This is a genomic window from Wandonia haliotis (genome assembly GCF_039523435.1).
GTDB classification, from domain to species: Bacteria; Bacteroidota; Bacteroidia; order Flavobacteriales_D; family Crocinitomicaceae; genus Wandonia; species Wandonia haliotis.
Genome location: NZ_BAAAFH010000007.1, coordinates 101,583 through 113,945, shown reverse-complemented (window position 1 = coordinate 113,945; position 12,363 = coordinate 101,583). Strand labels below are relative to the sequence as shown.

9 protein-coding genes are annotated in these 12,363 nt (G+C 36.9%); all 9 read left to right on the top strand.

What is annotated here, in order from left to right; all coding sequences use genetic code 11:
- The first annotated feature begins 13 nt into the window (after nucleotides 1-13).
- The 9 genes from ABDZ97_RS06670 (at nucleotide 14) to ABDZ97_RS06630 (ending at nucleotide 12,358) form a co-directional block, all read left to right on the top strand.
- Nucleotides 14-373, top strand: a complete 360-nt coding sequence (locus tag ABDZ97_RS06670) for a heavy-metal-associated domain-containing protein (protein WP_343785814.1) — start codon at nucleotides 14-16, stop codon at nucleotides 371-373.
- 766 nt (nucleotides 374-1,139) lie between these two features.
- Nucleotides 1,140-5,231: a T9SS type A sorting domain-containing protein gene (locus ABDZ97_RS06665; protein WP_343785813.1), complete on the top strand. Its 4,092-nt coding sequence runs from the start codon at nucleotides 1,140-1,142 to the stop codon at nucleotides 5,229-5,231.
- A gap of 559 nt (nucleotides 5,232-5,790) precedes the next feature.
- On the top strand, nucleotides 5,791-5,988 hold the full coding sequence (locus ABDZ97_RS06660) for a helix-turn-helix transcriptional regulator (RefSeq protein WP_343785812.1): 198 nt from the start codon (nucleotides 5,791-5,793) through the stop codon (nucleotides 5,986-5,988).
- 2 nt (nucleotides 5,989-5,990) lie between these two features.
- Nucleotides 5,991-7,511: a class I SAM-dependent DNA methyltransferase gene (locus ABDZ97_RS06655; RefSeq protein ID WP_343785811.1), complete on the top strand. Its 1,521-nt coding sequence runs from the start codon at nucleotides 5,991-5,993 to the stop codon at nucleotides 7,509-7,511.
- A complete protein-coding gene (locus ABDZ97_RS06650; RefSeq protein ID WP_343785810.1) occupies nucleotides 7,508-8,608 on the top strand; it encodes a PDDEXK nuclease domain-containing protein in 1,101 nt (366 codons plus the stop codon). The genes ABDZ97_RS06655 and ABDZ97_RS06650 overlap by 4 nt, the downstream gene beginning before the upstream one ends.
- A 9-nt stretch (nucleotides 8,609-8,617) precedes the next feature.
- Nucleotides 8,618-8,785, top strand: a complete 168-nt coding sequence (locus tag ABDZ97_RS06645; protein WP_343785809.1) for a hypothetical protein — start codon at nucleotides 8,618-8,620, stop codon at nucleotides 8,783-8,785.
- On the top strand, nucleotides 8,782-10,083 hold the full coding sequence (locus ABDZ97_RS06640; protein WP_343785808.1) for a restriction endonuclease subunit S: 1,302 nt from the start codon (nucleotides 8,782-8,784) through the stop codon (nucleotides 10,081-10,083). Before ABDZ97_RS06645 ends, ABDZ97_RS06640 begins: the two co-directional genes overlap by 4 nt.
- Nucleotides 10,076-10,519, top strand: coding sequence for a hypothetical protein (locus ABDZ97_RS06635; RefSeq protein WP_343785807.1), 444 nt, complete (start codon nucleotides 10,076-10,078; stop codon nucleotides 10,517-10,519). Before ABDZ97_RS06640 ends, ABDZ97_RS06635 begins: the two co-directional genes overlap by 8 nt.
- Nucleotides 10,520-10,672: 153 nt before the next feature.
- A complete protein-coding gene (locus ABDZ97_RS06630) occupies nucleotides 10,673-12,358 on the top strand; it encodes a DUF262 domain-containing protein (RefSeq protein WP_343785806.1) in 1,686 nt (561 codons plus the stop codon).
- Nucleotides 12,359-12,363 lie beyond the last annotated feature (5 nt).

Sequence of the window (12,363 nt, the reverse complement as noted above, 5' to 3'; positions counted from 1 at the left end):
AAAAACAACAAAGATGAAAAAATCAATTTTTAGAATGATTACTCCTGTATTCCTAGGACTAGCAATGCTGACAAGCTGTGGAAATGAGCAAAATTCTGGTAATAATGAAACAAAAACAGAATTCAAAGTATATGGAAATTGCGGAATGTGTGAAAAAACAATTGAAGGTTCTCTAAATGGACAAAACGGTATTCATGAGGCAGATTGGAACAAAGACACTAAAATGATAACTGTTACTTACGATCCAAACGTTTTAGATGAAAACAGGATTAAGGAAAAAATAGCAGGAGTTGGGTACGATACGGATTCACATAAAGCAAAAGATGAGGTGTATAATTCCTTGCCTGATTGTTGTCAATATGACAGACCATAGTCTTTTTTGTTAAACTATTAAGCTTTATTAATAGTTTGAAGCTTAATAGTTTAATTTTTTTTGATGTGTGTAGGACATAATAAATAATCTCATAGATCGTTCTTCTTGATTATCTATAGTAGCACTATTCCTATTGAATTAACAGGGAGGTTGTTTTGTTAGTTGGGTAGGGGATATTTACATGTATTTTGCTGTAAACTAAGTGGAAGATACTCGAAAATTATTGTGTAAAGAAACCAGAGTGTGAACCGAACCGAAAGTTATTAAGCTAATTTTAATTGCGCTTACATTAAGTCTACTACGCAGATCAAGTGGTAAGGAATAAATTGCCATTTGAAATAATGGAGCTTTTAAACCTGAACATACATTCAACAGATGAAAAATAAACAGAATGGGGAATGATCTTAACAGTAAAAAGGTTACACTTTACTCAAGTTTAGGGTTGTTGATTCCAGTTGTGAGTTGTTATAAATCAAAAAGTAAGAAGCTAACATTTTAGTATTTCCCGAACCCCGAATGACTGCATTTAGAGAACATTCAATTGATTAGCCGGTATCAGCGACAAGTCAGTCACAAGATCCCCCAACACGATATAAAATATACAGTATTGTTTTTCAAGTGATTAAAAAATAATTGTAACTTGTACCACCTGCAGTTATGTACTTGTAAATTGAACTGTCGATACCTTTTACGTCCCGCAACCAATCGATTGGTCAATGATTTTGACATATTCAGGTAGCAATTATTTACATTAAAAACCGTTTTTATGAAAAAACTACTTTTACACTTATGTTTCTCCGGCATCTTTGTCGCATGCATGCATGGCGCTATGGCGCAAAATCCTTACTGGAGCCTTACTCCGGATTATTACAACGTAAATGCTTCATCCACCAGCGGACTTCCTCAGCCAACTGAGCTTCCGGATGGAACGCCAATAACGTTCGCCTATCCAAGTTTATACTATCAGGGAGAAACAGCTCGATACGCTTCGAATGTAATCAGAAACCAAAGCGGAGAGATTGAATTCTTTATCATTGATGCGTTCGTTTATGACAAATATGGATATGCTATTACAACATTACAGGTTGCAACCGGGGATGCCACCGGTTCCTCTGAGATTCTGGTAGTTCCTGATCCTGCAAATTGCAATAGGTATTATATTGTATCCACCACTGTCAATAGTGGTAATTACGAAAAGCTACCCTATCTTTTTTCACTGGATATGTCCTTACCAAATGACATTTACCTCGATTATAACTGTGACTTAAAAGGTGCTTTAGTTCCTATGCAGTACTTTCCTGGAAATCCTCCTCAACCTGTATTCTATATAGAGATCGACGATATTTCCAAAGGGTCATTTATTCCACCTGATCCGGGACCGGGAAAACGTTCAGGTGTATTTTTAGCATCCTCTAAAAAGCGGACGGATGGCTCCTATAAAGTTTTTATTTCAAATGGAGATGGCGTTTTTACATTTACAGTAGATGCTACAGGATTCAATTTCACCAACCTGTTTGCGTTTCCGGGCTCCGCATTTAACCCGGCCGATGTACGGGGTGAGATGGACATCGCAGAATTAAGCAATGGAAACTATCGAATTGCGGTACCTTACAAAAACGGACCCTATAGCATTGGTGGCCAACATGTCGAACAACGATTGTATACTGCTGAGCTCAACAGCTCCGGGTTAGTTGTTCCAGGTACAGAAAAAATATTCAATACACTTAAATATAACCCAGGAGGGGTGAACCAATCTGCCCGGTACCGGGGAGTCGAATTTTCGGAAGATGGACGGTACTTATACGTTACCCATACTGTAAGTGCGCTTGATCCGAATGCATTTGAGTACTATGATTACTCTAACCCGACCTCCGGTCTGAATCCAATATCCCTTCCTGTTGGCTTAAACCAATCTGATTTTGCCTTCTCCATGATTGAAAGAGGTTTCAACAATGATTTATATCTGGCGAATCAAAATGGTCTGTATCGCCTGGCTGATATGTCAAACCCAGCCTCGGCAATTACGCACATCTCAACATTTTCGCGTACACCTACTTATGAAGGACAAAACCCATTGACCAGTTCACTGAAGATGTATATGTTACCGGATCAAATTGACGGGATGGACTACGATGCTCATTTTAACACCTCGGTTCAATGCTGCCTGGATTCAAAAGGTTTTAATGTCGGGATATATACTGCTACAACCAATGCCACCTGGTCTGTTAGCAACCCGTTAAACAATGGTTCTTTGGTTGCGACCATCGAAAAGGAGCTGCGAATTCCGGCAGGAGTAACCATTACGATTTCGGGAATGACATTGAAGTTTGCACCGGGTGCACACCTTGTTATTGAAAATGGTGCTACTAGTTCTCAACAAGGAGGAAAGTTGATCTTAAATAATACGACGTTAACATCCGATGACAGATGCAGTAATTCCCTAACATGGCTGGGAGTAGAAGTGTGGGGGAACCAACTTTTGTCGCAAGGAAGCATTACAAGTTCAAACCAGGGGCGTTTGATCATGAACAATTCTAAAATAGAAAATGCCTCCATTGGTGTTTTGGTTTCCAAACGTAAAGTAACGACCAGTCAATCAGGGTGTGCAATGGACGAAATCTATCAGTCCTTTAGTTTTGACAATAATCGGAATGGTGGAATTATACAGGTTACAAACTCTGAACTTCTGAACAATCAGAGAGGTGTTTGGTTCCGACCGTATGAATCAACGGTAAACAATTTATCCTATCTTAAAACTTCTGATTTTATTTGGAATGATAATATTAATACGAGTGTACAGGATCACGCAAAACTGGAAACGGTATATGGCATTACATTCAACGGATGTAATTTCAAAAATGATATAACAACAGGATCCTATGCTCTTGGGGGGTATGGTATCTATGCCCGTGAATCACAATTCTACGTAACTCCGTTCTGTAGCTCAATCTATGTTGGTCAACCCTGTAACTATACGGTTCCAAACACATTTCAAAACTTAAACTTTGGAATTCGTACCTGGAATAACATAAATACCTGGACTTTTACGTGTATTGAAAGTCTCTTCCAGAATAATCGCTATGGTATCTATGTTTCCAATACAAAAAATGAGAGCATTCAGAAAAATACTTTTGAAGTAAGGGAGGCGACCTACCAAACTTCTGGTATTTCATTGTACGGTTCATCCGGATACAAAGTTCAGGAAAACGAATTGTATGAGTATGACAATGCAACTATAACAAACGGTAATGGACAATCCTATGGAATTGTGGTTAATGGTTCCGGTGAAAGTGCCAATGAGATTTACAAAAACTACTTTCATAATTTAAAAATCGGAGGTCAGACCGAGGGAATTAATGGAACTTATGTCCCAAACCCAGACAATAGTGTGATTCATGGTCTTCAGTGGCTATGTAATGATTTTCAACATGATATATACAGCCACGATCTGACATTAATGAATGGTCGGATGAATTACCATCAGGGAGTCGCCTCCGGCGGAACTTCCTATCTGGACGCTAAAAAGAAAGTCGCCAACAATAAATTTTCGTTAACAGGCGAACCCACTACTGACCAGCATGACATCTTTGTTTCAAACAATTCGCAGCACCTTTCTTATGCCTATATAAAAGCACCTCGACACGAGCCGGATTCATATACTTTCTCCAATAACCTATACGGTAATGTCGTAGATATCAATGAAGCGCTTTGGGGTGGTGTTTCCATTTTGGAAGATGCAGGTACTTGCCCGTCAAAAATCAGAACCATTGGCGGACCTATCATTGACGGACCACCTTTCTTAGGTATGGAAATCCAACAAACCGAATTGCTGGCTCAAATTGATGGGGGGCAGACAGATAATCTGTTAAGGTTGATTGATCAAGGAACATCTGACCAAATCCGAGACATCTTACTAAGTAAGTCTCCTTATCTTTCGGATGAAGTTCTGATTAAGTATGTGAATAGTAACCCTCCCAGTTCTGATTTACTTCAAGTGATGCAGGTTAACTCCGGGTTGTCGGATGCTGTAAAAGAAGTACTTACAAATCATGCCATGCCAAATGGTATTGCCAATCAGATTGCAGATGCACAAAATAAACCATCGCCGAGAGCGCAACTATTTTCTGAGATCAATTATCTGGAACATCAAATAGAAATGGGGTATGCAGCCCTGACAAACGAAGTTTTACTTGGGGATTACACTCCCGCAGAACTTCAGGAATTGGCTAAAGCACTGCAACAAAATGATAACTCCAGTCAGGCAAACCTATTACTAGCTGTATACACCTATTTGGGAGAGCAAGATAACATCCGGAAACAAAAACAAGCTATACTGGCATTGAATTCGAATCCGGAGTATGTTAAACTGGCAAACTTAAAAGCTACCATTACTAACAACAAAACAGTTTCGGAAATACTTACGGAAAGTCCTGATCTGTTCGGTGAGTTAGATGAACTGATTTCAAACACAAGTGACGAAATCCTTATCGCTTCCGTACAATCTATCCTAGATGCCTTATCGGATAATGATGAAGTTCCAGCCTTTTTAACGGCTGATAATATACCAAACGAAAGCAAGCATCAACAGCGAAAAGAAATCGACCTGACACGTAGTTTCAATGTGTCTATTTATCCAAATCCTACAAGCGGAATAGTTCATTTCGATTATCCGGACAAAGGTAAAGGTACAATGGAAATTCAGGTGATTAATCTGAAAGGCCAAATAGTGGCTGAATTTCTAGCGCGGGATATCCATCATACGCAAATTGACCTGAGCTACCTTGGCAAAGGGTACTATTTAGTTAAGATCAAACTTGACGGTCAGGTTCTGGAAACACAAAAACTGGAATTGTTGTAATACCGATTTTCTTTAAAACACTAGAAAAACCTCTGAAATTAACTTCGGAGGTTTTTTTGCTTTTCATTGTTATTGACATGTTCAGATGAAACCCCTTTAGCTGACGTACGAGGCAGGGGGAGAAAATAAAAACGGACAACCTGTCAACAATTGCTTTTTAGTGCATTTATTTCCGTGTAAATACAAAAGAAATAGACTACTAATAAATGGAATCAGATATAAAATCGTGTAAAACCTAAACACTTTTAAATTGTTCAACGCAAATAAGCATGCGAATAGGCTTATCGCCATAAAAGCAAATAGCACATACACTATTGTCCCATTTTTCCCTTTGTAAACAATTCTTTCGAATGAATGATCTACTGCTAACTCAGTCAATTTATTTCTCATCGTATTCTAGTTTAATTCCTCACAAAGAAAACATTGTAAGACGTAAATTATTTACGTTCTGCAAATTTATCATTGCATGATAAATATTATTGTTAATAACTACCAAATAAATTAGGGTATAAAAGCAATGTAAATTACTATTTTTATGCCTTAAAGATTTGATCTAGTTATGAATCGGATAAAAGAAGTGTTGAATGAGCGGGGAAGTAAACAAACATGGTTGGCGGAAAAATTGGGCAAAAGCTTCAATATTGTGAATGACTATTGCAATAATAAGCGACAACCAAGATTAGAGGTACTATTTGAAATTGCACGCATATTAGATGTGAATGTAAAAGAATTAATTGTTGACGAAGAAGAAAAATAGATATGGCGAAAACGAAAGAAGAAAGCTTGGAACAGAAACTCTGGAAAACGGCTGATAAGCTCCGTAAAAATATAGATGCTGCCGAATACAAACATGTAGTGTTGGGGTTGATTTTCCTGAAATACATTTCCGATTCATTTGAAGAGCTTTATACTAAACTAAAGGAAGGAAAAGGCGAATACGCAGGTGCTGATCCCGAAGATCCGGATGAATACGGTGCAGAAAACGTGTTTTTTGTTCCGGAAACTGCTCGTTGGTCGTATATTCAAAGTAGAGCAAAATTACCTTCTATCGGGAAAGATATTGATGATGCCATGGATGCCATTGAGGCGAAAAATGCCGTTCTCAAAGGAATCCTTCCGAAAGTGTATGGACGACAAAATTTAGATACGCAAAGTTTGGGTGGATTAATCGATACCATTGCAACCATTACCATTGGAAATGCAGAAGCAAAAAGCAAAGATGTTTTGGGGCGAGTGTATGAGTATTTTCTTGGTCAATTTGCCTTGGCAGAAGGACAAAAAGGAGGACAATTCTACACACCTGACAGTATTGTAAAACTTTTGGTTGAAATGCTTGAACCCTATCAGGGGCGAGTGTATGATCCATGCTGTGGTTCGGGAGGAATGTTTGTAATGTCGGAGAAGTTTATAGAAAGTCACCAAGGAAGATTGGATGATATTTCGGTTTACGGACAGGAGAGTAACCAGACAACTTACCGATTGTGCCGAATGAACCTCGCGATTCGTGGAATTGATGGATCAAACATTAAATGGAATACCGAAGGTTCATTTTTGAATGATGCGCACAAGGATTTAAAAGCGGATTATATCATTGCCAATCCTCCATTTAATGTAAGTGACTGGAGTGGTGAGTTATTGCAAGATGATGCACGTTGGCAGTACGGAATACCTCCGAAAGGAAATGCCAACTTTGGTTGGGTACAGCACTTCTTGTATCATTTAGCCCCTCAAGGACGAGCTGGTTTTGTATTAGCGAATGGTTCATTGAGTTCGAATACCGGGGGTGAAGGTGAAATTCGTCAGCGTTTAGTTGAAGCTGATTTGGTGGAATGTATCGTGATGCTCCCAAAAGCATTATTCTTTAACACCGGTATTCCGGCTTGCTTGTGGTTCTTGCGTAGAGGAAAGAAACAACGAAACAGTGAAGTACTGTTTATTGATGCTTCTGAATTGGGATACATGATCGACCGAAAGAATCGTGTATTTGCAGTTGAGGATGTTGCTCAGGTAGCGGACACCTATCATAACTGGCTGAAAGAAACAGATTATGAAGATATAAAAGGATTCTGTAAATCTGCTACAATTGAAGATATTCAAAAGCACAAGTTTGTTTTAACTCCGGGTCGCTATGTTGGAATACCAGATGAAGAAGATGACGGAGTTCCGTTTGAAGAGAAAATCGAAAAGTTGACATCTGACCTTAAAACTCAAATGCATACTGCTCAGGAACTTGATCAGGAAATAAAAACCCAACTGGCTAAAATTGGAATTGAGTTATGAGTTTGAATTTTTCTCTTTTAATTTCCCGAATTAGTGAAACTAACGTTCAATTTCAGCAGGAAGCAGTTAAGTCCATTGACAAACTGTTAACTGTAAGAAATTGGCTGATTGGCGCATACATTGTAGAGTACGAACAAAATGGTGCGGATAAAGCAGAATACGGTAGTAAATTGGAAGAAAAATTGGCAGAAAGAATTGATCAAAAAGGACTTTCAGCCCGAAATCTGAAGTTATTCAAACAATTTTACAATACGTACCCACAAATTGTGCAGACACTGTCTGCATTATCCGTGTTACCAAAGGAAACAGTGCAGACAGTGTCTGCATCATTAACTAATAAGAACAAAAACATTGCAGATAGAGCAGTTCCTACGATTCAATTAATCGAAAATTTATCGTTTTCTCATTTTGTTGAGTTGTTAAGAATAGAAGATGCGGATAAGCGACAATTCTATGAAATTCAAGTGATTAAATCTACACTCTCGGTACGCGAACTCAAAAGGCAAATAGATAGCTTGGCGTACGAACGTACCGTTGCTGCAAGTGATAAAGAAAAAGTCTTAGCTAGCTTGCAAGATCGCAAAGACATACAAACTCAAGCGGGAATTGTAAAAACACCGTATGTATTTGACTTCTTGGGGTTATCGGATACAACTTTAGGTTCCGAATCTGAATTGGAAGATGCCTTGCTTGCAGATTTAAAAAACTTCATGTTGGAATTGGGACATGGCTTTTGTTTTGAAGCGCAACAAAAGCGAATCGTCATTGGGGGAGAATATTTTTTTATTGATCTAGTTTTTTACCACCGAATATTAAAATGTCATGTTTTAATTGAGTTAAAAATAGATGGATTTAATCATACTCATGTCGGACAATTGAATACTTATCTACAATATTTCAAGCAAAACATTCAAGAGAGTACGGATAACCCACCCATTGGAATTTTACTATGCACGAATAAAAACGATGAATTGGTAGAGTATGCTTTAGGTGGGATGGATCAAAACCTATTTGTAAGCACTTATCAAACGGTCTTGCCAAGCCCGGATGAATTAAAACTGTTCTTACAGGAGGAGAAAAGAAAATTGGAGGACTAAAAAAAATAAATGAAAAATAAATTTTTAAATAAAATAGCCAAAACCACTGATTTTAAAGGGTTTATTTTATTTCAGCTATCGCATATACGAAAAGTAAATGAGAGGGTAAAGGACAGAAAAGTTGCATTTGCACAACAAGTTGTTGCGCAATTAACAATCAATATTGCAGGGGTATGAGTGAGTGGAAGGAAATTGAACTAGGAAATAATGCTGATATTTTGTCTAGTAAAAGGATTTTTGCCGCTGATTACGTATCGGAAGGAATTCCATTTTATAGATCAAAAGAAGCAATTGAAAGAGCCTTAGGTCAGCCAATATCTAATCCTCTTTTTATATCAAAAGATAAATATGATTCAATAAAAGATAAATATGGCGCTCCAATAGATGGTGATATACTCATCGCGGCTGTTGGTGAAAGAGCAGGGATACCTTATTTAGTTAGTGGTGATGGAGATTTTTATTTCAAAGATGGAAATCTAATTTGGATCAGAAATTTCACAAAAGACTTAGACTCCACTTTTTTGTTATACTTTCTTAATTCTAGAATTGGTCAATTTCAGCTAAACAATATGATGATAGGGTCAGCTCAAAAGGCTCTTACTATTGTTGGATTAAAAGGAATGAGGATTGAAATCCCTGAAATTGAGGAACAGAAGCAAATAGCCAAAACTCTCTCCAACCTTGATCAAAAGGTTAATCTCCTTCGCCAACAAAACCAAACCCTAGAAGAACTAGCACAAACGCTATTTAAAAGATGGTTTGTGGAGTTTGAATTCCCTAATGAAAACGGACAGCCTTATAAAAGCTCTGGAGGAAAAATGATCGATAGTGTCCCGACATCTATCGGGATGGGTGAAATTCCGGAGGGGTGGCAATTATCAACTATTGGAGAGAATATTGAAACTATTGGTGGAGGCACACCTTCAACGACAGAACCAACTTTTTGGGAGGACGGTGAGGTATTATGGTATTCACCCACAGATTTAACTAAGGAAAAGAGTATGTATTCCAATGGTTCTGCCAAGAAAATCACCAAATTGGGATTGCAAAAGAGTTCAGCTAAACTCTTTCCTGCATATTCCTTACTAATGACAAGTAGAGCTACAGTAGGCGAATTAACAATCAATACTCATACAGCCTGTACGAACCAAGGATTCATTACTTTAATTCCCAATGATAGTTTATCAATCTACTACTTATATAATTGGTTAAAGTCAAAACTCAAAACAGTTCATAATCTAGCTTCAGGTAGTACATTTCCTGAGATTAGTAAGACTGATTTTCGGAATATTGAGGTTTTACTGGCATCTAAGTGCGTGCATTCTGAATTTGACGACATTATTAAGCCGATTTTTAAATCAATAGAAAACAATACCAAAGAAATCCAATCGCTCACCCAATTGCGAGATACCTTATTACCAAAGTTGATGAGTGGTGAGTTAACAATAAACCAAGAAGCCTTAAAAAATGTTTGACGAACTGAATAAATATCAAAATAACGGTCATTTCTTTTTTGAAAAAGGAGGTGTGCTTTCACAGGTTTCTAAAGATGTACCTGAGTTACCGGGCGTTTATTACATCCTACGATTGGCTAAAGGTAAAATTGATTTGGTTTATATCGGGAAGTCGGGAACCATTGAACAAAATGGAGATTTCAAAAATCAACTTCTCCGAAAAAGATTGAATACTTGTATTGAGCTGGGTCGAAATGATAAACAGGAAAAAGATATAAAACGACAAGATTTTTTTAAGCAAAAAATAGACGAAGAAAACATTGATGCGCTGGACATCTATTGGTTTGTTACGTTTGATGAAAACCATCAAGATTTACCCGGATATGTAGAAGCGTTATTGATTCAGAGATATTTTGACACTTTTGGAGAATTACCACCATGGAATAAGAGTTATTGAAAAAGAGATAATAGTTTATGCAAAGAGAACTACTACAAAAACTTGGAGAAGAAACCATCTATTCTGCAAAAGGTCATTTTAAAGCTTGTGATCTTCGTAGGAAATTGAAAATAAAAGAATAAATAGCGAACTTTGTTGCAAATTAAGAAGCTCATGGAGGGAATAAAAGATACTTCAACACTTACCTTTCGCAAAATACTAGGAAATGGTTTAACGTATGTTATTCCTAAGTTTCAGCGTGATTACTCTTGGGAATCGGAACATTGGGATGATCTTTGGCAAGATTTGGAAGATTTATATACGGATAAGGAAAATGCTCACTACATGGGGTATCTTGTTCTTCAAACTTCTGATCAAAAAGAACATAAAATCATTGATGGCCAACAACGCATCACTACTATGTCTTTACTGATTATTTCTGTTCTTAAACGATTGAAAGAACTAGAGGAAAATGGTATAGATGCTGATAAAAACAAACTACGCAGGGAACAACTCCAAAATAGTTATATCGGTTATCTAGACCCTGTTACACTTGTGCCTAAGAACAAACTAAAACTTAATCGGAACAACGATAATTTTTATCGGGCATATATTGTACCCATGGGGCATATCCCACAGCGAAATACGAATGCGTCTGAAAAGTTGATGCGTGCATGTTTTGAATGGTATTACAAGAAAGTATCCAATCGCTTCAAAAGTGGAGAAGAATTAGTTGGTTTCATTGACAAAATTGTGGATAAATTGTTTTTTACAGTTATTACAGTTGGTGATGAATTGAATGCCTACAAAGTGTTTGAAACATTAAACGCAAGAGGTGTGCAATTATCATCTTCAGATTTATTAAAGAACTATTTGTTTTCAACAGTAGATGCTGACCCATCTGGTGCGCACAACGAAGATTTTAATCAACTTGAAATATACTGGGATCAAATTATCAGTAAATTAGGAAGTGAAAAATTACCGGAGTTTTTGCGTTACTATTGGAATAGTTTTAATAAAACAGTCAGAAAAAATGATTTATTTAAAACAATTAAGAGAAGTATAAACTCTAAACAACAGGTTTTCGATTTGTTAAGAGATTTGGCAACAAAAGCAGATAGCTACAAGGCATTGTTGAATCCTAATGATGATTTATGGATTGGAAAAAATGAGATTGTTAAACACTTAGAAGAGTTACGTATTTTTGGTGCTAAACAACCCATCTCTTTGTTGATGTCTGCTTATTCCAATTTAAACGAAGCTGACTTTCTAAAAGTGTTGAAAATATGTTCAATTATTTATATGCGTTACAATGTAATTGGAGGTTTGAACCCAAATGAACAAGAAAGCGTTTTTAATAAAATTGCAAACTACATTGCGGAGAATAAGAGCTTTAGAAAATCAGATTTCGGAGATATTTATCCAAATGATGATGAGTTCGAGATTAATTTTGCAAATAAAGAATTTACAAATACGGCTCGAAATAGGAAAGTGATAAAGTATATTCTTACTCGAATTGAAAATATTGTTGCTGGTGTTGATTATGATTTTACTAGTGATAAAAATTCTATTGAGCATATCTTACCGGAGCATCCAAATGATGATTGGGACGTTTCTGATGAAGTTGTTGATCGTTGTCGATATAAACTTGGTAATATGACCCTTTTGGAAAAAGGAAAGAATAATGACTTGCAAAATGCTTTGTATTCGGTTAAAAAGAATGTTTTCCTGACAAGTTCTTTCACTACAACCAAAAAGATTGCTAATGATTATTCGAACTGGGGCGAGGATGAAATTATTAAACATCAAAAGTGGATGGCTAAGCAGGCCAAGTCAATTTGGTCATTGCAGTTAAACTAAATTTT